Source organism: Chryseobacterium sp. HNCC26DJ241 (assembly GCF_057180505.1).
This window is the reverse complement of sequence record NZ_JBXUGL010000042.1, coordinates 1-19613: the sequence shown is the minus strand read 5'-3', so window position 1 is coordinate 19613 and position 19613 is coordinate 1. Positions and strand designations below refer to the sequence as shown.

The following is a 19613-nucleotide window of genomic DNA, read 5'->3' as shown; positions in this document are numbered from 1 at the left end:
TATTTCCTAAGACTAAATCTAATCGCAGGTATTTACAATATGCTATTATGAAAGAGGTCTAATCAAATTTCTTGGTTTTATCTCCTGATTTTCCGTAGCCGTAAATGGAAACATATCCGTAAAGATTATCTTTATCATCAAACAACGCATTGAATCCTAAAAAATCTCCTTTTGCCAAAGCATATAAATCCTGAGTTTGGGAAAAAGCGAGAATACTGAAAAAGAAGGAAAAAATAATAGCCGTTTTCTTCATGTGCTTTTAAATTTTTATGATAAGAAAACTCCCTAAAAAGGGAGTTTTCAAAATATTTATTCTTATAATTTACTCAATAATGTCCTGAAATTCACTTTTTCATCAATAATTCTTCTAAGATTTTCAATTGGTACTCTTTCTTGTTTCATACTGTCTCTTTCTCTTAGAGTAACCGTGAAATCGTTTAAAGAATCATGATCTACTGTGATACAGAATGGAGTTCCGATTGCGTCTTGTCTTCTGTAACGTTTTCCGATTGCATCCTTTTCTTCATAATAAACATTGAAATCGTATTTCAAATCATTGAAGATTTTTTCCGCCAATTCCGGAAGTCCATCTTTTTTCACTAACGGAAGAACTGCAGCTTTTACAGGAGCCAAAGCTGGCGGAAGTGAAAGAACTACTCTTTCCGAACCGTCTTCCAAAACTTCATTTTTTAAACAATGAGACATCAATGCTAAAAACATTCTGTCTAATCCGATTGAAGTTTCCACAACATACGGAACATAGCTTTCATTTCTTTCAGGATCGAAATATTGAAGTTTTCTTCCTGAATATTCTTCGTGCGCACTTAAATCAAAATCCGTTCTTGAATGAATTCCTTCCAATTCCTTGAAACCAAACGGAAACTTGAATTCTATATCAGCAGCAGCATTTGCATAATGTGCTAATTTTTCGTGATCGTGAAATTTATAATTTTCTATACCCAAACCTAAAGCTAAGTGCCAGTTCAGACGCTTTTCTTTCCATGCTTCGTAGAAATCGAGCTCAGTTCCCGGTGGAACGAAAAATTGCATTTCCATTTGCTCAAATTCACGCATTCTGAAGATAAACTGTCTCGCTACAATTTCATTTCTAAATGCTTTTCCGATTTGTGCAATTCCGAAAGGAAGTTTATGTCTTGAGGTTTTTTGAACATTCAGAAAATTCACAAAAATTCCTTGTGCAGTTTCTGGTCTTAGATATAGATCCGTAGCGTTTTCTGCAGAAGCTCCCAATTTTGTTCCAAACATCAAATTAAACTGACGAACATCCGTCCAGTTTTTTGAACCTGTGTCCGGATCAGCAATTTCTAATTCTTCAATTAATGCTTTTACATCGGCAAGATTTTCAGTTTCCAGAGATTTTGCCATTCTGGAAAGAATTGCTTTTTGTTTGGTTCTGTATTCGATAACTCTCGGATTGGTCGATTCAAATTGTTCTTTATCAAAAGCATCTCCAAATCTTTTTGCTGCTTTTTCTATTTCTTTCAGAGCTTTATCCTCAAGTTTTGCGCAATAATCTTCAATCAGAACATCAGCACGAAATCTTTTTTTAGAATCTTTATTATCAATCAACGGATCGTTAAAAGCGTCCACGTGTCCGGAAGCTTTCCAAGTAGTGGGATGCATCAAGATGGCAGCATCTATCCCAACAATGTTTTCGTTGAGCTGAACCATTGCTTTCCACCAATATTGTTTGATATTATTTTTTAATTCGGCTCCGTTTTGTCCGTAATCATAAACAGCGGAAAGTCCGTCGTATATTTCACTTGAAGGGAAAATAAATCCGTATTCTTTAGCGTGGGAAACCACATTCTTGAAAACATCTTCCTGTTTTGCCATAGTTTTTAAAATTGATTTGCAAAAATAGGGAAATTAAGTTAAAAATTATAGCTTAAAGCCACACCATTTCCAATTGTTTCCAATTGAAAATAAGGACTGAACGCTGTAGTCTCTCCATTTTCCAATTTTATAGCTTTATCAGCATTTTTTTTAGAAGCAATAGCAAAAGGAATTCCGATAGCTACAATTCCGGCTCCAACTCCTACTGCTGTCCAAGCTGCACTTTTATCTAGCTTTACCGTTTGTACACCATTATTTGTGCTTACTTTAGCTTCTCCTCCACTTAATGCTCTTGCCAATCCAAATCCCATTATTCCGCCTCCAACTCCCGCAAAAATGTTTCCTATTGTTTGGTTTGTCCTTGATTTTTTAAAATAATTGATAGCATCAGGATTTTTTAAAACATTTTTGTATTCAGACATTTTATAAGTCTGTCCATCTTTATAAATTTTGTTCTTTTCTATGCTTACTTGTGAAAATGAAGTTTGAAATAATAAAACTAAAGAGAGAAGTGTAATCTTTTTCATATTTTTCTATTTTTCAGCAAAAATAATTTTTTCTTTTTGAAAGTAGTGATGAGTATTAATATTTTTATTGATAAAAACTTTAAAATTAGTCATTTAAAAAACAAGAATAAAAACGTATTTTTGTAAAACTTTTCTCTGATGTATAAAAACAGTATTCGTCCGATTCTTTTTAAATTCGATCCTGAAAAAGTTCATCATTTCACATTTTCGGCCTTGAAGAAATTTTCTTTTCTGGCTAAAATTTTCCTTCCGAAACCTATTGAAGATAAGCGATTGGAAAGAGAAGTTTTCGGATTGAAATTCAAAAATCCCGTTGGTTTGGCTGCGGGTTTTGATAAGGATGCAAAATTGTACAAAGAACTTTCAAATCTTGGATTTGGCTTTATCGAAATCGGAACTCTGACTCCGAAACCTCAACAAGGAAATGATAAAAAAAGATTGTTCCGACTCATGGAAGATTCTGCTATTATCAACAGAATGGGTTTTAATAATGAAGGTGTAGATGCAGCAGTAGAGCGTTTGAAAAAAAATAAAAATGTACTGATCGGCGGAAACATCGGAAAAAACAAAATCACTTCAAATGAAGAAGCTGTAAATGATTATATAATCTGTTTTGAAAAATTATTTCCTTATGTTGATTATTTTGTGGTAAATGTCAGTTCGCCCAATACTCCGAATCTTCGGGAACTTCAGGACAAAAAACCATTGACGGAACTTTTGGGAACTTTACAAAATCTTAATTTTCAAAAACCATTTCCAAAACCGATTCTTTTGAAAATTGCTCCGGATCTATCAAACGAACAACTTTTAGACATTATTGATATTGTAAAAGAAACAAAAATTGCAGGTGTAATTGCTACCAATACTACACTTTCCAGAGAAGGTTTAGTTTCTGAAAATCAGAAAGAAACAGGTGGACTTTCAGGGATGCCTTTAAAGAAACGTTCTACAGAAGTGATCCGTTTTCTTTCCGAAAAAAGCGGGAGAGCATTTCCGATTATCGGAGTTGGCGGAATTCATTCCGCAAAAGATGCAATGGAAAAATTGGATGCAGGTGCAAGTCTAATTCAGCTTTATACAGGATTTATTTATGAAGGTCCGGAATTAATTAACGAAATTAATAAAGAACTTTTAAAAAGAACAACAAGAATTCCGAGAACAACTGTTTCTAAATAACGTGAACTCGGCGGAAAACAGCATATATAACTTAACGCAAAGTTCTATTTTTCAAACCGTTATACTTTAAGACACTTCACTTAGCAAAGTTCACAAGGCAAAAAATCAAAGATTTTTATTTCAAAACAAATTTTTTATCTATTTTTTCAAAAATAACGTATTCAAAAAGCTCATTTTCAATAAAATACTATCGAGTTCATGTTAAATAAAAAAATTCGCAATGGTATAAATAATCAATCCAACCAAACCACCAACCAAAGTCCCATTAATTCTAATAAATTGTAAATCTTTTCCAACTTCCAGTTCCAGTTTTTGACTCAGTTGTTTTCCTTCCCAGTTTCCTACTGTTGAGCTGATTAGCTCTCCAAACTGATGCGTATTTTTCAGAATATATTTGTAGGCAGTAACGCGAATCCAATGGTCGATTTTGTACTGTAAAGATTCATCGTTTTGAAGATTGTAGGAAAGTTCATCAAGATTCTTTTTGATATAGTTTTTTACAGATGAATTTTCTTTAGAAAGCTCTTCAAGAATATTTTTCTTTATAGATTTCCAGATATCTTCTGCATAAGAATTCATTTTATCTTCCTGAAAAATAGAATCTTTAATATCCTGAAAATCCTCTTTCCATTTATCATTGGTCTTTAAATCAAAGGTGAAATTTTCCAGCTTTGAAGAAATTTCGCTTCGTAAAGAATGGTTGTTGTCATTTTCAACTTCTTCAAAATATCTGGAAAGACCATTTGTAATTTTATCTGCAATCGCATCATCCACAAATTTCGGAATCAATGAATAGCTTTCCTTCTTTACTCTTTCTCGAACTAATTCCTGATTTTGAACAACATATTCTTTTATTTGTTTGGAAAGATTGGTGATGAGCTTTTGGTGTTCATTTTTTTCAAGAATGTATTCCAACCCATTTCCGATGATCTGGTTGATTTGCAGTTCGGAAGTTATTTCTCCTGCCTTTTTTGTGATGAACCTTATTACCTTTTCATCTTCCAGTTTATCAATAATATTTAAAATAGTTCCGGAAACTTCTCGAATCAAAACCTGCTGATTATTCCCTTTGGAAAGCCACTCTCCTACGAAATGCGAAACTTTTAATTTTAAAATATATGGACGGATATTTTGTGGAGAAAGAAAATTTCCTACTACAAAATTCCCAAGATTGTCGCCGATTTTCTCTTTTGATTTTTCGATAAGGTTGGTATGCGGAATTTTCAAACCTAAAGGATGGTGAAACAAAGCCGTAACTGCAAACCAATCTGCAAGTGCACCAACCATTGCTGCTTCGGAAAATGCCCGAACATAACCAATCCAATGGGAAGGATTATTTTTCTGCAAAACAGTCATCACCATAAAAATAATAGCCATCAGAAGAAAAAGTCCGGTAGCAATCATTTTGTATTGCTGAAGCTGCTGCTTTTTAAACTCATCATTCATAAACTAAATTTAAAGAGAATTTATTTAACTGCAAAAGTGTAAAAATGTTGAGATGTTGAGGTGTAAAAGTGTTGAGGTGTAAAGTGCAAGAGGGAGACTTTTTTAATTTCTTTTGTTCATGTTAAAGTTTTATAAAAATACGTTAAAATTTTATCTTTATAACTTGTTGAAAATTATGTTTTTATAATTTTGCCCCACCAAATCAATTTAACATAATACTCAATGAGAAATTTATTAATGGCTTTATCGGTTGTATTTTCAATCGCAACTTCGTTTTATACTTTACCCGATATTTCAAAAATAAATTCTGATCATCAAAATAAAAAAGACACTTTAGGAATTGCTTCGACTTCAGAAAAAATAAAAGAAACTCCTGCAATTTCTGCCGCAGACAGTCTTTATTATTCATTAGATTTTACAGATAATAAACTGAATAAAGAAGTTTTTGAAAAGGCTTTTCAAGGATTTGAAAATCTGAAAAAATCAGGAAGATTAAATGCTGATTGTCATCTTCTTACTGTTTGTGATTTTTCTCTTTCTTCCAATATCAAAAGACTTTGGGTAATAGATACTTATGAAAAGAAAATTCTTTTCAACTCATTGGTTGCTCACGGAAAAAATACTGGCGAAGAGTTTGCCACCAGCTTTTCCAACACAGAAAGCTCCTACCAAAGTAGTTTGGGATTTTACATTACAGAATCCACGTATGAAGGCGACAACGGATATTCATTGAGATTAATCGGAATGGATAAAGGTTTTAATGATGCCGCTTTGCAAAGAGCAATTGTGATGCATGGAGCAGATTATGTAAGCGAAGATTTTGCGAAAGAAAATAAAAGAATCGGCAGAAGCTGGGGTTGTCCTGCTGTTCCAAAAGATTTGGCAGAACCGATCATCAATACCATTAAAGAAAAAAATGTGCTTTTCATCTATTATCCTGATCAGAATTATTTAAGTTCATCGGAGTGGCTGAAATCATAAAATAAAATTGTCATTCTGACGGAGCGAGAAATCTAAAAAAAGAGGATTTTCATTTCAATTTTCTTTATTCAGAATGACAATCAATATTTTAGAAAGCTACATCCAAACCAACATAAGCATTTCCAGGCATAATCGGAGCATAGATCATTCCTCCATCAAAATAATTTCCGAAAGGATTTTTTGCATCAATAATCGGATTTTTTTGTTGGGTTGAAGTACTATTATCCATTCCCGCATAAATCCTGATTTTTGAATTGATGTTTCTGGAAATCTGCGCATTAAGAGTTGCATAACTTGGCGAATAATCCGGGAGCTGAAATTCTAAAGGATTGGAAGATGTATTGGGAAGCCTTTGTTTTCCAACAATATTCAAAGTGCTGTCAAAACTCCAAAATCCACCTTTAGGATTTTTATTGGTAGAATAGGCAACATTCACAAAACCTCTGTGTTTTGCCATGAACGGAACTTTCTTAAATCCTGAAATATAATCAGTTGCAACGTCATAATATTTGTAAGCCAATCTCATTTCCAAATTTTTTATAGGAATTAAATCCCATTGTGTTTGGAAGGAATGGGCAAAAGATTTTCCTTCCAGATTGTAAAATAGAATTTTTTGTGCCAATTCATCCAAATCTACTACCACTTGATCTTTGAAATCGGTTTTAAAAAAATCAGCAACAATAGTCGATTTTCTTCCGAAGAGTTTGAATTCCTGCTGAAGACTTGCTCCATAATTCCAAGCAATTTCAGGTTTCAAACCATAAATTTCGCCTCCGTTTTGTAAAATTTGAATTTGTCGGTTGGAAGCAAAATAATGCTGATTTTCGGCAAAAATATTTGCCGTTCGGAAACCTCTTCCTGCGGAAAGTCTCAAAATGGTTTTCGGAGTAATATCGTATTTGAAATTGAATCTTGGTGTAAACTGAGTTCCAGCGAGATTATGAAAATCTATTCTTCCACCTGCAACCAAAGTATATTTAAGCCCTGTTAAAGTATATTCAGCAAAAAATCCGGGAACGGTTTCAGTTCTTTTAAAATTCTGAACCAAATAATCTTCATCGAATTTGTCATACAAAAAACTGGCTCCCACTTTATATTTATGATTGGTATTTCCGAAAATGTCTTCATAAATCAGATTGGAATAAAACGTACTTTGTTTTCCGTTATAATCTCTAAAACCAAAAAAACTGTTTTGCTGATGATAGGTGTATTGATTCATCCAACCAAGACTTCTGTAAGGCTTTCCATTAAAGATATGTCCCGTTTTGTTCCAAACCTGAATTCTGGAAATATCAATTCCAACTCCATACGCAGATTGTTCACTTTGATCAAGATTTTTATTGAACTCCATTTGTCCGGCATTTCGGGTATCTTTCAGAAAATTTATACCGAAATGCGAACCCCAACCTGAATGCTCCAAGTCGTTGTAATTCAATAAATAAGCTATATTTATTTGATTTCCAGTTGGCTGATCCAGAAAACCGTCGTTATTATAATCCATTTTAGCAAAAGTTCCGTTTCCATGAATGAGAATACTTTGATTCCAATGCTCGGAAAGTAGGGAAACATTGGTGATGTTGGTTTCCAATCGGGCATTATTATCGGCAAAAATATTAAGAGCAGTTTCGTTTTTATCCTGATATTTCAGAAGTTCGGTATTGATTTGTCCGGTAATGCTTTCATAGCCATTGGTTACTGTACTTCCTCCCTTTGTCAATTGGATTCCGCCAATCCAGCGTCCCGGAATAAAATTCAAACCATAAGCCGAAGCAATTCCTCGAATTTCCGGTAAAAGTTCTTTAGTAAGGCTTGTATATTTTTGATCTAATCCTAACATTTTCAATTGCTTAGTTCCGGTAACAGCATTACTGAATGATACATCTACAGTTGCATTGGTTTCAAAACTTTCGGATAAATTGCAACAGGCTGCTTTCAATAATTCTTTTTTATCAATATTGAAGGTAAGTCCGATTTCTTTTTTATCCAAAGATGTAGCATCGGAAATTTTAGTAACGGTAACTTCCTTAATATCAGAAATTTTACTATTATTTTGAAGATCACCAGAATTAGTATCTTCATGAGGCATTTCGTCAGAATGAACTTTAGTGTTTTTTTCGTCAAAAGGCGTTTCACGATCATAAAGACAACAATCGGGAAGGTCTTTATAAACAGAATCTTCAGCTTTGTATTTTTCGTTATCGTGTCCTACTTCTGCAATTTTTTTCAAAATAACATCGGCTGAAGTTTTTATGGGATCAAAATCAAGGATAACAGTTTGTTTTTCAGCGTCCCAAATCGCAGAATTTGCACCTGCGGCTTTTGCGGCTTTTTCAATTCTGGCTTTGCAGGAACCGCAATTTCCTTTTACAAAAAATTCATTTTCTTTTTTGGAGATTTTTGCAGTTATACTTCTTTCATAGTGACAGCATTCCGGGAGATTATTATAGACGGAATCAGGTGCATTGTACATTTCGTTATCATGACCTGCATCCGCAATTTTCTTTAAAATTTCTTCTTTTGAAGTTTTTGCGGGATCAAATTCTAAAGAAAGTTTTTGAGTATTTTCATCCCAAAATGCGACAGATGAGCCTGCTTTTTTTGCTGTTGATTCTATTCTTTCTTTGCACATACCGCAGTTTCCTTTTACAAAAACTGTTTCTTTGGTCAAAACTTGTGAAAACGAAAGTTGGAATATCAATAATAGAGAACCAAGAAAAAACTTGGATAATAATGAATACATTTTTAAAAAGTTTAGGTTTAATTAAAGAGAAAAAGGTCTCATTTAAAAAAATGAAACTTGAACATTTTAATTAACCTATTTTAGGAGGTTGCCATATTTCCTTTAAAAATAAAGAAAAAGAAGGCGGAGTATAAATGAATTTAGCTTTTTCATAATAGCTCTTTTGAATTTCGGAAGCTAATTTTTCAGGCTTCATCATTACAAAATTTACGAAAGAGCTGCAAGTATGACATGTGGAACAGCAATTGTCTTGGCATCCTTTTTTGGATTTATTTTTCTGATCTTTACAGCAATCGTCTTTTCCTGTTTTGCAACATTGTTCAGTTTTCATATTTTGGATATAGAAATTCTGTTTTGGAATAAAAAAAACTCCAAGACAGAAAATCATCAAAAAAACACTGAACTTATTTTTCATTTATACAAAGATAAAAATTTTGAAAACAATTGGTAGAGATTGTTTAGTAATAAAAATGGCCAGAAAAAATTTCCGGCCAAAATTATTATTTGTTCATGCTCATCAGGAATTCTTCATTATTTAAAGTTCCTTTGATATTTCTATCTACAAATTCCATTGCTTCAACTGGATTCATATCGGCAAGATATTTTCTCAGAATCCACATTCTTTGCTGTGTTACTTCATCATGAAGCAGATCATCTCTCCTTGTACTGGAAGCCACTAAATCTATTGCAGGATATACTCTCTTATTTGCAATTTTTCTATCCAATTGCAGTTCCATATTACCCGTTCCTTTAAATTCTTCAAAAATAACTTCATCCATTTTAGAGCCAGTATCAATCAATGCTGTTGCAATTATTGTTAAAGATCCTCCTCCTTCGATTTTTCTTGCAGCTCCAAAAAATCTTTTTGGTCTATGCAAAGCATTAGCATCTACACCTCCGGATAATATTTTTCCTGAAGCCGGAGTTACTGTATTATATGCTCTTGCCAATCTGGTGATGGAATCTAAGAGAATTACCACATCATGTCCACATTCTACCATTCTTTGTGCTTTTGCTAAAACCAAATTGGCCACTTTTACATGTTTTTCCGCAGCTTCATCAAAAGTAGAGGCAATCACTTCTGCATTTACACTTCTTTCCATATCCGTCACTTCTTCCGGACGCTCATCAATAAGTAGAACCATCATATAAGCTTCCGGATGATTTGCAGAAATAGCATTAGCAATATCTTTCAGCAACATGGTTTTACCCGTTTTTGGCTGAGCCACGATCATTGCTCTTTGTCCTTTTCCGATTGGTGCAAAAAGATCTACGATTCTGGTAGAAATTGTAGAATTTTTTCCTGCCAGATTAAATTTTTGCTCTGGAAAAAGTGGTGTTAAATATTCAAAAGCAACTCTGTCTTTTATAAAAGCCAGATCTCTTCCATTCACCTCTGTTGGTTTTTGGAGGGAGAAATATTTTTCACCTTCTTTCGGAAGCCTTACAATTCCTTTAACCGTATCACCGGTTTTCAGGCCATAATTTCTGATCTGAGCTGTAGAAACATATACATCATCGGGAGAAGAAATATATGAAAAATCGGAAGAGCGAAGAAATCCGTAATTATCCGGAAGAATTTCTAAAACTCCTTCAATAGTTACCAATCCGTCAAAATTAAAATCTTTCTTCGGTTCTGCTACTTCTTGTGTAGATTCCGCAGAAGTTGTTTGTTGGGATCTATTATTTTGGTTTCCGCTATTATGAGAATGGTGATTCTTGTTTTTATGATTTTGATGTTGCTGCTGTTGCGGAGATTTCACTTTCTGTTCAGCACTAGGAGAAGTTTCTGTTGCTTTGGCAACTTCTGGAACTTCGGTTATTTCTGTGGCCTCTGTTACGACCGTAGTTTCAGTATTTTTTTCCGAATCCGGATTTTTAGCAATTCGTTGTCTCTTTTTTTTCTGAGGTTTTTCTCCTTGTTCCGGAGTTTCCACCGGAATCTCTGTTTTAATTTCGGTCTTCGTTTCTTCAACTACTACATCCGTGATTTCAGTTTTTATTTCCGGTTTTACCTCAGCAGGTTTTTTAGATTTTGCTTTCTTTGCAGGAGCAGGCTTTTTTTCTACAGCAGGAGTAGATTTTTTTTCTACAAGAGGCTTGTTTTCCTCTTTTGTCGTCGTGATTTCTGTGGCGTTATAATACTCTTTTGCAACTTTAGGATTAGAAGCCTGAAAATCGAGTATTGCAAAGATCTTATCATTTTCGGTGCTGTTTCTTGCAACCTTAACGCCTAAATCTTTTAAGATTTTGGTCAGCTCCGATTCGGATTTTGACCTTAACGTTTCAATGTTAAACATAAAATGTATGTAAAATGTATTTTTTTAATAAAAATGTGTAATGTAAGAAAATGAAAGTCAGGAGACTTTGATTTTTTTAATGAGTATCTGAAATGCAAATCTACACTTATTTTTGAATTACGCAAAATTTATATTATTTTTGCAACACTTTTTTTAAAAAATGTTACAAAGAATACAGACCATTTGGATGTCTCTTGCAGTATTTGCATCCATTTTTCTATTCGTAAGTTCACAGGATGTTGCAATCTTTGATGGATTTCCTGTGATTTCCGTAAGCTGTTATGTTTTAGGATTGATCAGTATTTTCAGTATTTTTAGTTTCAGAAACAGAAAAAGACAATTATTGCTGAATACCATCAGCATTTTTATAAACGCTTTGTTGATCGGTTTGCTCGTGTACTGGCTGCTAAAATTATCTGGAGGAATTCAGTTTCCTGAGAAAGGTATTGAGCCGATATTTCCGATTCTCGCAATTATCTGTTTGGTTTTGGCCAACATTTATATTCGCAGGGATGAGAGGCTCGTAAAATCTGTGGACAGACTCCGCTAAACCTTACAACGATTTTTTGAGTGAGAACAGCTTCTTTTAAGGAGCTGTTTTTTGTTTCATTTATTTTGATTAAATAATAGTAAATTTGCAACTCAATTTCGTTGAATGAAACCTTTACAAAGAGTCCTCAGTTTTGCCCGTCCTCATCAGAAATATCTTTGGGGAAGTATGATTTTCAACTTGCTTTATTCCTTATTACAGATTTTTTCTGTTGCCACAATGCTTCCTATCTTAGGATTAATGTTTGGAACTGTTGGCAAAATAGACACCTCAAAAGCTCCGGAATGGAATGGCCAGTTCGCTTCCTATTTTGGATATTTAAAAGATTTGGCCTACTATACAATCCAGATGAATATGGATAAACATGGTGCCATAAAGGTTTTGGCTGTATTATGTGGTATTACTGCTTTTGCATTTTTATTGAGAAATTTATTCCGTTATTTAGGTTCTTTTTTATTGGTAAATTATCGGGTAGGAATTACGCGTGATTTGCGTACAGCGATGTACGATAAATTTTTGAAACTTCCGGTTTCTTTTTTTACCGAACAACGAAAGGGAGATATGATGTCCCGAATTTCCAATGACATTGGCGCTGTGGAAGGCGGAATTATGGGTGCTTTGGTAGACCTCATCAATTCTCCATTTATGATTATTTCTTCTCTTGTAACTTTATTTATACTGTCTCCAAAACTTACTTTATTTTCATTAATTGTATTTCCAATAATGGGCTGGCTCATTTCGTGGGTTGGAAAAAGTTTAAAAAAGCAAGCACATTCAGCGCAGGCAGAATTGGGAAATCTTTTTTCTTTGGTAGATGAAACACTTAAATCTTCGAAAGTCATCAAAATTTTTAACGCTGATAAAATTCTTAAAAACCGTTTTAATTCTACAACTAACAATTGGCAACATCATGCTATTGCAATGAGTAGAAGAAGAGAATTAGCATCACCAATGAGTGAATTCTTGGGCTCTGTAACAATTCTGCTTATTACATGGTTTGCTGGTACTGAAATAATTAACGGAACCAATAAAGATCCTGTTACATTTTTAGCTTTTATCGCTGTTTTTTTTCAAATATTAGATCCTGCAAAAAAATTCTCCAATGCTATATCTTCTATTCAGGGAGGATTGGCAAGTTTGGAACGTGTTTCCGAAGTTCTGGATTATGATCTGAAAGTAGAAGAAATACCAAATCCACTTCCTGTATCAGAATTAAACGAAAAAATTGAATTCAAGAACATTGGTTTTTATTATGACAAAGACAATGTCATTCTTAAAAATTTCAACCTCGTAATTCCTAAAGGAAAAACTGTAGCATTGGTAGGACAATCGGGAAGCGGAAAAACTACAATTGCTAATCTTCTTACCCGTTTTTATGATGTTTCCGAAGGAGAAATAATGATTGACGAGAAGAATATCAAACATTTAAATCTAAAACAATATCGACATCTTCTCGGAATGGTAACGCAAGAATCCGTACTTTTCAATGATTCTGTGTACAACAATATCTTAATGGGAAAACCGGAAGCCAGTCGTGAAGAAGTAATTGCTGCTGCAAAAATTGCTAATGCCGATTCTTTTATTACCCAACTTCCGGAAGGCTACGAAACCAATATCGGAGATGATGGAAATAAACTTTCCGGCGGACAAAAACAAAGAGTTTCCATCGCAAGAGCCGTTCTGAAAAATCCTCCGATCATGATTCTGGACGAAGCCACTTCCGCATTAGATACAGAATCCGAAAGATTTGTACAGGATGCTTTGGAAAAAATGATGGAAAACCGAACTTCTCTTGTTATTGCCCATAGACTTTCCACCATTCAGAAAGCGGATCTTATTGTGGTAATGGAAAGAGGAAATATTGTGGAACAAGGTTCACATCAAGAACTTTATGACAAAAACGGAATCTATAGAAAATTAGTGGATTTGCAGAATTTTGATTAAGATGAATCCCATTCAGGAATATTTTTACAAAATTGAAGAACCGGCAAGAAGTGCATTATTGTTTTTAAGAAAAACAATTCTGGAGTCTGATGAAAATATTTCGGAAACATTCAGCTATCAGCTTCCTTTTCTGAAGTATAAAAATAAGATGTTGTGTTTTTTCTATTATAGTAAAAAGCATAAAAAACATTATCTCAGTTTCTATCATGGAGACCAATTGGATTATCCAGAACTTCTCCAAGAAGGTAGAAAAAAATTTAAAATCCTTTTGTTGGATATGGATGAAGATTTGCCAATGGATTTGATTTTTGCAATTTTACAAAAGATAAAAAGCTATATAAAATAAAAGCTCCGAAAAATTTCGGAGCTTTTTGCTTTCTGTTTTATAACTTAAAAATTCACTTCATTTACTTCTTTTCCTCTTTGGAAATTCATTGTTTTCTGGCTTCCTTTGTAAGCGATATTAACAATGTTTACTTGTTTTGGGAATGTGCTTAAAAGAATAGTATTCTTAATTTTCAAAGAACTAATATCAGAAACACCTCCTGTTTCAAAATATACCCAAACTGATTCTCCGTTCACCTGACTTCCAGTGAAAGTAAGTTTTACCGGAGTACCATTTACATATACATCAAAATTATTATTTACGTATTTCTTCACTTCCGCCTCAAATCCTACTGTAGAAGGATTGATCTTAATTGCATCAGAAATGTGGTTGGTATTCATCTTAGTTGTAAACTTTAATGTTTTATTGCCGTCCACATAATCTACTTTCGTCATTGAAGAATAAAAATCGGGCAAGATAAAACTCATCATCACAAAAAGTGTTAAAACCCCTGTTATATATAAGATTTTTTTCATTTCAAATATAAATTTGTCAAATATATCAATATTTCTGTAAGATAGTCAAATAATATGCCAATTAAAAATTCACATTCACTGCATATTTATCATAAAAGGCTTTAATATGGGCTACAGCTTCATCCGCAGTATCTACAACTCTATAAAGATTAAGATCATTTTCTGAAATCATTCCTTTGGCTAAAAGTGTACCTTTGAACCAATCCAAAAGTCCGCCCCAAAACTCTGAACCTACCAAAACAATTGGGAATCTTCCAATTTTATTGGTTTGTATCAACGTTATAGCTTCGGTCAATTCATCAAGAGTTCCAAAACCTCCCGGCATTACTACAAATCCTTGTGAATATTTTACAAACACCACTTTTCTCACAAAAAAGTAGTCAAAATTCATGGAATATGCTTTATCAATATACGGATTGAAATGTTGTTCAAAAGGAAGATCAATATTTAAACCGATGGACTTTCCACCTCCTTGGTTTGCCCCTTTATTTCCGGCTTCCATAATTCCTGGTCCGCCTCCTGTAATAATACCAAAACCGAGTTTTGTAATTTTATCTGCAATTTCCGTAGCCATTTTGTAATACGGATCTTCAGGTTTCAGTCTTGCCGAACCAAATATAGAAACACAAGGCCCAATTTTTGCAAGTTTTTCATATCCCTGAACCAATTCTGCCATCACTTTGAAAACCATCCAGCTGTCCTTGGTAATAGTTTCGTCCCAAGTTTTTTGACGAAAACTATCATGAACTTTTTTATCTATCTCTACTGCCGGATTTTGCAGGCTTTCGTCTCTTTTTCCTTCTGTTTCCATTTTTTCTTTATTTAAAATATTTTTCGGCTTCTAAAACCGATTCCGGTTTACCAACATCTATTAAAATTGAATGATGCTCAAAACCATGAATTCTTTCCGTGTGCATCATATCCAGATATTCTTCCATAATGGAAAACTTTCCGGTTCTTTTTATTTTATTAAAAATTTTTGGATTTACGCAATGTATACCGCTAAAAGCCAATGCTTTAAATCCTTTATTGAATTCTGCCAAACGTTGTTCACCAGTCTGTACATTCAGCCAACCACGCAACACCATTTCATCATTGAAAAAAAGTTTTCTGGAACTATTTCTCTCCGAAACTGCCAAAGTAGCAAAATCTTTTTTCTTTTTATGGAATTCTACTAATTCTTTAATGTCCAGATCGGTAAGTATATCTGCATTCATAATGAGAAAATCCTCTCCATGATCCAGAAATTGACGTGCAAAAATCAATCCGCCTCCTGTTTCCAAAAGCTCCGAATTTTCGTCCGATATTTCAATTTTTGAGCCGAAATTATTATTTTTTTGTAAAAATTCTACAATTTGATTCCCAAAGTGATGGATATTAATAACGAAATCATCAATTCCAAAAGATTGAAGATATTTGATATTTCTTTCCAGCAAAGGAACTTCATTCACCAAAGCCAGAGCCTTCGGATGATTGTCCGTGAATGGTTTCAGACGGGTTCCTTTTCCCGCTGCGAAAATGAGTGCTTTCATAATTGATTCGAGATTCGAGATTCAAGATTCGAGATTTTTTATAGAAAACCTCAAATTTCAAATTTCAAATTATTATTTAATTGTGGTTGTTCATCATGTGTAATTTCCACTTCAGTTTGTGGATATTTTTCACAAATAAATTCTCCTATTTTTTCGGCACAATATACGGAACGATGCTGTCCACCTGTACATCCGAAATTAATTTGAAGATTTTCAAAACCTCTTTCTATATAATTATCTATTGTAATGGAAACTAAATTTTTAACGAGTTCCAAAAATTTTGGCATCTCTGTTTCGGTTTCCAAATATTGCTGTACGGGAAGATCTTTTCCAGTCTGTACTTTATATTCTTCTATTCTTCCCGGATTTAGAATTCCTCTACAATCGAAGCAAAAACCGCCTCCGTTTCCGGTGGAATCTTTCGGAATTCCTCCTTTTTTATAGGAAAAACTGTGAATGTCTATTTTTAATTTATTCATATTAATTTTTAAACCATTAAGAGAGTTAAGTTGTTAAGTTTTTTTAAGAATCTGGCTTTGCAGATTTAAGAATACGAAAATATTATTTAATCTGGTAGTTTCCGATAATATTCATTGATCATTGGTATTAGCGATTTTGTAATATTTTGAGTGAAAAAATTGATAATCAATCCTTGAGGTTTTTTCAGAATTTTCATATAAGTCATAAGTTGCGCTTCGTGAATAGGCAAAATCTCTTCCTGAGCTTTTAATTCAACAACAATTGTATCATTAACCAGCAAATCAATTTTCAAATTTACATCAAAAATTAGCTCATCATATTGTATAGGAATTTTAACCTGTTTTTTAACATCATACCCATTTTTTGTTAGTTCATAATATAAACATTTTTCGTAAATACTTTCCAATAAACCTGGTCCAAGTGTTTTATGTACTTTTATTGCGTAACCGGTAATTTCATATGATAATTGTGTAACTTCTTTTTTCGTCATGTACATTATCCTAATATTCAACCTGTTGAATTCTTAAAATCTCTGAACTTCTTAATAATCTTAATGGTTTAAATAACTTTTAATTTTTTTGGCAGATTTTTCAGAATTTAATTGCCGAATTACTTTTTCCAATTCCGGGAAATCCTTCAATTGTTGCCAGTTTTGTGAGAATTCGTATACATTCTCAATTCCCTTTTCAATACTTTGGATAAAATGAGCTTTTCTCTGAACCAAACCTCTGAAACCATACACTCCCAAAACCTGCAAAAAACGCATGAGCTGTAACGGCTGCAAAGCTGATCTCAGTTGCTGTTTTTGGGTTTCATTGTTCCATAAAGAATAATAAAACTCCAACATTTCTTCTCGAAAATCTTCAGAAAAATTGGCTTTTGCCTGATACAAAAATGAAACAATATCATACATGAACGGCCCTTTCATAGAGCTTTGATAATCAATAAAAAAAGGCTCATCATTTTCATTTACCATAATATTCCTTGCCTGAAAGTCACGAATCATTACTCCTTTTGGTTCCAAAGATTCAACTTGTTTTTCCAGTTTTTTGAATTCTCTCAACAGCTTTGTTTTATGATACTGAACTTCCAAAATATCCGCAAACATAAATTTGAAATAAAATAAATCATACGAAACCGGAATTTCATCATAAGCCTCATATTCAAATGTTTGGGAAAAGTCTATCTTCCCATTTGTTTTTTGCTGAAGTTCGTAAAGTTTTATAATGGTTTGTTTCACCAATTTTTTTACTCTTTCAGATAGACCTTCTTTTTGAATAATCTCAGATAATGTTTCTTTTCCTACAAATTCCTGGATATACATTTTCTTGTCTTCAGAAATTTTGAAAATTTGTGGAGTATTCAGTTTCAGTTCCGAAAATATTTTTGAGAAATATAAAAATGAATTGTTTTCAGCAATATTTTCATTGGATGTGATAACATAGCTCTTTCCGTTATACTTTCCTATAAAATTCTTTCTGGAGGAGCCACTTTGCGGCAACAGTATGAATTCAGTATTTTCAGAACCGGTAAAGTTTTTGAAAAAATCTTCAGGTGAAAGATGAGACATGAATGAAAAGAGTTTGTTTTACTTGTTTACAAAAATACTAATTTAGATTCGAATTTATATCTTTGTCGTATGTTTCAGGATTTCAAGCCGGTTCTTTTGATACTCGCCCGTTTCATCATTATTTATTTGGTGTTTCTGGCAGGTTATCAGTTGTATCTCAATGTTTTTGCAAGTGTTGGCTTGGATCCCGTTTCAAAATGGGTAGCCATTCAGTGTGCAAAAATTGAAAATCTATTGGGATATAAAACGATTCTGGTAGATCAACCGAAATATGAAACCACTTGGTTTTATGTGAATAACAAGTATATCTCGCGAATGGTGGAAGGTTGTAATGCCATTTCTGTAATGATTCTCTTTCTCGCTTTTATTTTTGCATTTTATAAAGGATTCAAGACTTTTGTTTTTGCAGGAATCGGATTGCTTTTCCTTCATATTATGAATGTTCTGAGAATTGCCGGCCTTAATATTGTACTTATTGAGTATCCGCAATATTCCAAAATTGGACACGATTATTTTTTTCCGGCTATTATTTATGGAAGTGTGGTTTTACTTTGGATGATCTGGATAAAATTTTATGCTTTAAAAGATGAAACTCATTGATTGGATTGTTGTAATTCTGGCTATTTTCGGATTGATTGGGATAAGAGCGATAGAAGATAAGATTTTCTATGATCCTTTTTTGAATTATTTCCATGTAGCCAATAAAAAAGCTGCTTTTCCGGATTTTGAATGGGGAAAACTTATTATTAATCATCTTTTCCGGTTTATTCTGAATCTTTTTTTTTCAGGAATTATAGTTCATTTTATTTTTAAAAGAAAAGATTGGACTTTACAGGCTGCTATTCTGATATGTATTGTTTTTGCTATTACATTTCCAATCTATTTGTATTGTATTTCTACAAAATTTGAAATCGGGTATCTTTTTTCGTTTTATATGAGAAGATTTGTGATTCAGCCTTTGATTTTGTTATTAATTATTCCGATGTTTTATTATCGGAAGAAACTACAGTAATTATTCTTTGAGCCTGTTTAAATTTATAATTTATTTTTACCATTAAGGAATTAAGACTCTTTAGCTTAAAAAAAACTTAATAAAAAAGCAATGTATTGATTTCTTATTCGGAATCAACTTAACTGGCTGAAATTCTTAATGTTAAATTTAAGAATAAACAAAGTTTATTTTAATTTAGAATAGTAAGAAAAAGCTATAAAACTTTTATTGAGTAAAATTTAAACAGGCTCTTTGTTTATCAGGATTTCATTTTGTTTTGTTTTAATATTGTTCGATTAAATATTACTTTTTAGATTAGTATTAATTTTTAATGTACCTACAGGTAATTTTTTGTAAAGGTGATTGTGGGTAGCGACAAAACTCGACGTATTTTATTTTGATTCTCAATTTCATACTATAAAATTTATTTTTTTATTTAACATAATATCATTTTCTATATCCGTTGTATATCTTTTCTATATCCCTTCTATATCATTTCTTCGATGCTTGTTCGATGCTTGTTCGATGCTTGTTCGATGAGGAACTTTTTGTTTTTCTGTCTTTTTGAATTTTTGAATTTCCGTTTTCCCGTCTTCCCGACTTTCCGACTTCTGCGGACTTTCGGACTTTCGGACTTCCCGACTTTCGGACTTTTGCA

The 19613-nt window shown here is 33.0% G+C and carries 21 protein-coding genes; 7 read left to right on the top strand and 14 right to left on the bottom strand.

Annotation, left to right across the window (positions count from 1 at the left end):
* Nucleotides 1-58: 58 nt before the first annotated feature.
* From AC2A1C_RS14565 to AC2A1C_RS14555, 3 genes are all read right to left on the bottom strand, one after another.
* Nucleotides 59-253, bottom strand: coding sequence for a hypothetical protein (locus AC2A1C_RS14565; protein ID WP_484026603.1), 195 nt, complete (start codon nucleotides 251-253; stop codon nucleotides 59-61).
* A gap of 62 nt (nucleotides 254-315) precedes the next feature.
* A complete protein-coding gene (locus AC2A1C_RS14560) occupies nucleotides 316-1857 on the bottom strand; it encodes a glycine--tRNA ligase (RefSeq protein WP_484026602.1) in 1542 nt (513 codons plus the stop codon).
* Between the two features lie 38 nt (nucleotides 1858-1895).
* Nucleotides 1896-2384, bottom strand: coding sequence for a hypothetical protein (locus AC2A1C_RS14555; protein ID WP_484026601.1), 489 nt, complete (start codon nucleotides 2382-2384; stop codon nucleotides 1896-1898).
* Nucleotides 2385-2522: 138 nt separating this feature from the next.
* Here AC2A1C_RS14555 and AC2A1C_RS14550 point away from each other — a divergent pair, with 138 nt between their 5' ends.
* Nucleotides 2523-3560 carry a quinone-dependent dihydroorotate dehydrogenase gene (locus tag AC2A1C_RS14550; RefSeq protein WP_484026599.1) on the top strand — a complete coding sequence of 346 codons (1038 nt, stop codon included), beginning with the start codon at nucleotides 2523-2525 and terminating at the stop codon, nucleotides 3558-3560.
* A 201-nt stretch (nucleotides 3561-3761) separates the two neighbouring features.
* On the opposite strand, the gene AC2A1C_RS14545 is transcribed toward AC2A1C_RS14550, so the two are convergent.
* A complete protein-coding gene (locus tag AC2A1C_RS14545; RefSeq protein WP_484026598.1) occupies nucleotides 3762-5006 on the bottom strand; it encodes a DUF445 domain-containing protein in 1245 nt (414 codons plus the stop codon).
* A gap of 222 nt (nucleotides 5007-5228) precedes the next feature.
* On the opposite strand from AC2A1C_RS14545, the gene AC2A1C_RS14540 reads away from it, so the two are divergent.
* Nucleotides 5229-5987 (top strand): murein L,D-transpeptidase catalytic domain family protein, encoded by a 759-nt coding sequence (locus AC2A1C_RS14540; RefSeq protein ID WP_484026597.1) that lies wholly within the window; start codon nucleotides 5229-5231, stop codon nucleotides 5985-5987.
* An 88-nt stretch (nucleotides 5988-6075) separates the two neighbouring features.
* Here the strand turns inward: AC2A1C_RS14540 and AC2A1C_RS14535 are convergent, their stop codons facing one another.
* The 3 genes from AC2A1C_RS14535 to rho form a co-directional block, all read right to left on the bottom strand.
* The gene (locus AC2A1C_RS14535; RefSeq protein WP_484026595.1) at nucleotides 6076-8727 is read right to left on the bottom strand and encodes a TonB-dependent receptor domain-containing protein; all 2652 of its coding nucleotides are present in this window, start codon (nucleotides 8725-8727) and stop codon (nucleotides 6076-6078) included.
* A 70-nt stretch (nucleotides 8728-8797) separates the two neighbouring features.
* Nucleotides 8798-9058 carry a hypothetical protein gene (locus AC2A1C_RS14530; RefSeq protein ID WP_484026594.1) on the bottom strand — a complete coding sequence of 87 codons (261 nt, stop codon included), beginning with the start codon at nucleotides 9056-9058 and terminating at the stop codon, nucleotides 8798-8800.
* 169 nt (nucleotides 9059-9227) lie between these two features.
* Nucleotides 9228-11027 (bottom strand): transcription termination factor Rho, encoded by a 1800-nt coding sequence (gene rho, locus AC2A1C_RS14525; RefSeq protein ID WP_484026593.1) that lies wholly within the window; start codon nucleotides 11025-11027, stop codon nucleotides 9228-9230.
* Nucleotides 11028-11187: 160 nt separating this feature from the next.
* Between rho and AC2A1C_RS14520 the strand changes: the two genes are divergently transcribed.
* The 3 genes from AC2A1C_RS14520 to AC2A1C_RS14510 all read left to right on the top strand — a co-directional run bounded on the left by AC2A1C_RS14520 (nucleotide 11188) and on the right by AC2A1C_RS14510 (nucleotide 13867).
* The gene (locus AC2A1C_RS14520; protein WP_484026591.1) at nucleotides 11188-11577 is read left to right on the top strand and encodes a DUF4293 family protein; all 390 of its coding nucleotides are present in this window, start codon (nucleotides 11188-11190) and stop codon (nucleotides 11575-11577) included.
* A 105-nt stretch (nucleotides 11578-11682) separates the two neighbouring features.
* On the top strand, nucleotides 11683-13521 hold the full coding sequence (locus AC2A1C_RS14515; protein ID WP_484026590.1) for an ABC transporter ATP-binding protein: 1839 nt from the start codon (nucleotides 11683-11685) through the stop codon (nucleotides 13519-13521).
* A 1-nt stretch (nucleotide 13522) separates the two neighbouring features.
* Nucleotides 13523-13867 carry a DUF1801 domain-containing protein gene (locus tag AC2A1C_RS14510; RefSeq protein ID WP_484026589.1) on the top strand — a complete coding sequence of 115 codons (345 nt, stop codon included), beginning with the start codon at nucleotides 13523-13525 and terminating at the stop codon, nucleotides 13865-13867.
* Between the two features lie 44 nt (nucleotides 13868-13911).
* Here the strand turns inward: AC2A1C_RS14510 and AC2A1C_RS14505 are convergent, their stop codons facing one another.
* The 6 genes from AC2A1C_RS14505 to AC2A1C_RS14480 all read right to left on the bottom strand — a co-directional run bounded on the left by AC2A1C_RS14505 (nucleotide 13912) and on the right by AC2A1C_RS14480 (nucleotide 17964).
* The gene (locus tag AC2A1C_RS14505) at nucleotides 13912-14382 is read right to left on the bottom strand and encodes a DUF6702 family protein (protein ID WP_484026588.1); all 471 of its coding nucleotides are present in this window, start codon (nucleotides 14380-14382) and stop codon (nucleotides 13912-13914) included.
* Between the two features lie 61 nt (nucleotides 14383-14443).
* The gene (locus AC2A1C_RS14500; RefSeq protein WP_484026587.1) at nucleotides 14444-15193 is read right to left on the bottom strand and encodes an LOG family protein; all 750 of its coding nucleotides are present in this window, start codon (nucleotides 15191-15193) and stop codon (nucleotides 14444-14446) included.
* Between the two features lie 7 nt (nucleotides 15194-15200).
* Nucleotides 15201-15914, bottom strand: a complete 714-nt coding sequence (locus tag AC2A1C_RS14495; RefSeq protein ID WP_484026586.1) for a nucleotidyltransferase family protein — start codon at nucleotides 15912-15914, stop codon at nucleotides 15201-15203.
* A 50-nt stretch (nucleotides 15915-15964) separates the two neighbouring features.
* Nucleotides 15965-16393, bottom strand: a complete 429-nt coding sequence (locus tag AC2A1C_RS14490) for a RapZ C-terminal domain-containing protein (RefSeq protein ID WP_484026585.1) — start codon at nucleotides 16391-16393, stop codon at nucleotides 15965-15967.
* Nucleotides 16394-16479: 86 nt separating this feature from the next.
* Nucleotides 16480-16884: a GxxExxY protein gene (locus tag AC2A1C_RS14485; RefSeq protein ID WP_484026584.1), complete on the bottom strand. Its 405-nt coding sequence runs from the start codon at nucleotides 16882-16884 to the stop codon at nucleotides 16480-16482.
* Between the two features lie 60 nt (nucleotides 16885-16944).
* Nucleotides 16945-17964 (bottom strand): aminoglycoside phosphotransferase family protein, encoded by a 1020-nt coding sequence (locus AC2A1C_RS14480; protein WP_484026583.1) that lies wholly within the window; start codon nucleotides 17962-17964, stop codon nucleotides 16945-16947.
* A gap of 69 nt (nucleotides 17965-18033) precedes the next feature.
* Here AC2A1C_RS14480 and xrtF point away from each other — a divergent pair, with 69 nt between their 5' ends.
* Both xrtF and AC2A1C_RS14470 read left to right on the top strand, forming a co-directional pair.
* Nucleotides 18034-18564, top strand: coding sequence for an exosortase family protein XrtF (xrtF, locus tag AC2A1C_RS14475; protein ID WP_484026582.1), 531 nt, complete (start codon nucleotides 18034-18036; stop codon nucleotides 18562-18564).
* Nucleotides 18551-18976, top strand: a complete 426-nt coding sequence (locus AC2A1C_RS14470; RefSeq protein ID WP_484026581.1) for an exosortase F system-associated membrane protein — start codon at nucleotides 18551-18553, stop codon at nucleotides 18974-18976. The genes xrtF and AC2A1C_RS14470 overlap by 14 nt, the downstream gene beginning before the upstream one ends.
* A 455-nt stretch (nucleotides 18977-19431) precedes the next feature.
* Here AC2A1C_RS14470 and AC2A1C_RS14465 read toward each other — a convergent pair.
* Nucleotides 19432-19613 (bottom strand): hypothetical protein (locus tag AC2A1C_RS14465; protein WP_484026579.1); only part of this gene is annotated, 182 nt, incomplete at its 5' end.

Excerpts from the sequence above, each read along its gene's own strand:
- AC2A1C_RS14500 (WP_484026587.1), bottom strand. The coding sequence starts at position 15,193 with ATGGAAACAGAAGGAAAAAGAGACGAAAGCCTGCAAAATCCGGCAGTA.
- AC2A1C_RS14540 (WP_484026597.1), top strand. The coding sequence starts at position 5,229 with ATGAGAAATTTATTAATGGCTTTATCGGTTGTATTTTCAATCGCAACT.
- AC2A1C_RS14470 (WP_484026581.1), top strand. The coding sequence starts at position 18,551 with ATGAAACTCATTGATTGGATTGTTGTAATTCTGGCTATTTTCGGATTG.
- AC2A1C_RS14510 (WP_484026589.1), top strand. The coding sequence starts at position 13,523 with ATGAATCCCATTCAGGAATATTTTTACAAAATTGAAGAACCGGCAAGA.
- AC2A1C_RS14545 (WP_484026598.1), bottom strand. The coding sequence starts at position 5,006 with ATGAATGATGAGTTTAAAAAGCAGCAGCTTCAGCAATACAAAATGATT.
- AC2A1C_RS14565 (WP_484026603.1), bottom strand. The coding sequence starts at position 253 with ATGAAGAAAACGGCTATTATTTTTTCCTTCTTTTTCAGTATTCTCGCT.
- AC2A1C_RS14535 (WP_484026595.1), bottom strand. The coding sequence starts at position 8,727 with ATGTATTCATTATTATCCAAGTTTTTTCTTGGTTCTCTATTATTGATA.
- rho (WP_484026593.1), bottom strand. The coding sequence starts at position 11,027 with ATGTTTAACATTGAAACGTTAAGGTCAAAATCCGAATCGGAGCTGACC.
- xrtF (WP_484026582.1), top strand. The coding sequence starts at position 18,034 with ATGTTTCAGGATTTCAAGCCGGTTCTTTTGATACTCGCCCGTTTCATC.
- AC2A1C_RS14530 (WP_484026594.1), bottom strand. The coding sequence starts at position 9,058 with ATGAAAACTGAACAATGTTGCAAAACAGGAAAAGACGATTGCTGTAAA.
- AC2A1C_RS14495 (WP_484026586.1), bottom strand. The coding sequence starts at position 15,914 with ATGAAAGCACTCATTTTCGCAGCGGGAAAAGGAACCCGTCTGAAACCA.
- AC2A1C_RS14520 (WP_484026591.1), top strand. The coding sequence starts at position 11,188 with ATGTTACAAAGAATACAGACCATTTGGATGTCTCTTGCAGTATTTGCA.
- AC2A1C_RS14490 (WP_484026585.1), bottom strand. The coding sequence starts at position 16,393 with ATGAATAAATTAAAAATAGACATTCACAGTTTTTCCTATAAAAAAGGA.
- AC2A1C_RS14485 (WP_484026584.1), bottom strand. The coding sequence starts at position 16,884 with ATGACGAAAAAAGAAGTTACACAATTATCATATGAAATTACCGGTTAC.
- AC2A1C_RS14560 (WP_484026602.1), bottom strand. The coding sequence starts at position 1,857 with ATGGCAAAACAGGAAGATGTTTTCAAGAATGTGGTTTCCCACGCTAAA.
- AC2A1C_RS14480 (WP_484026583.1), bottom strand. The coding sequence starts at position 17,964 with ATGTCTCATCTTTCACCTGAAGATTTTTTCAAAAACTTTACCGGTTCT.
- AC2A1C_RS14555 (WP_484026601.1), bottom strand. The coding sequence starts at position 2,384 with ATGAAAAAGATTACACTTCTCTCTTTAGTTTTATTATTTCAAACTTCA.
- AC2A1C_RS14550 (WP_484026599.1), top strand. The coding sequence starts at position 2,523 with ATGTATAAAAACAGTATTCGTCCGATTCTTTTTAAATTCGATCCTGAA.
- AC2A1C_RS14515 (WP_484026590.1), top strand. The coding sequence starts at position 11,683 with ATGAAACCTTTACAAAGAGTCCTCAGTTTTGCCCGTCCTCATCAGAAA.
- AC2A1C_RS14505 (WP_484026588.1), bottom strand. The coding sequence starts at position 14,382 with ATGAAAAAAATCTTATATATAACAGGGGTTTTAACACTTTTTGTGATG.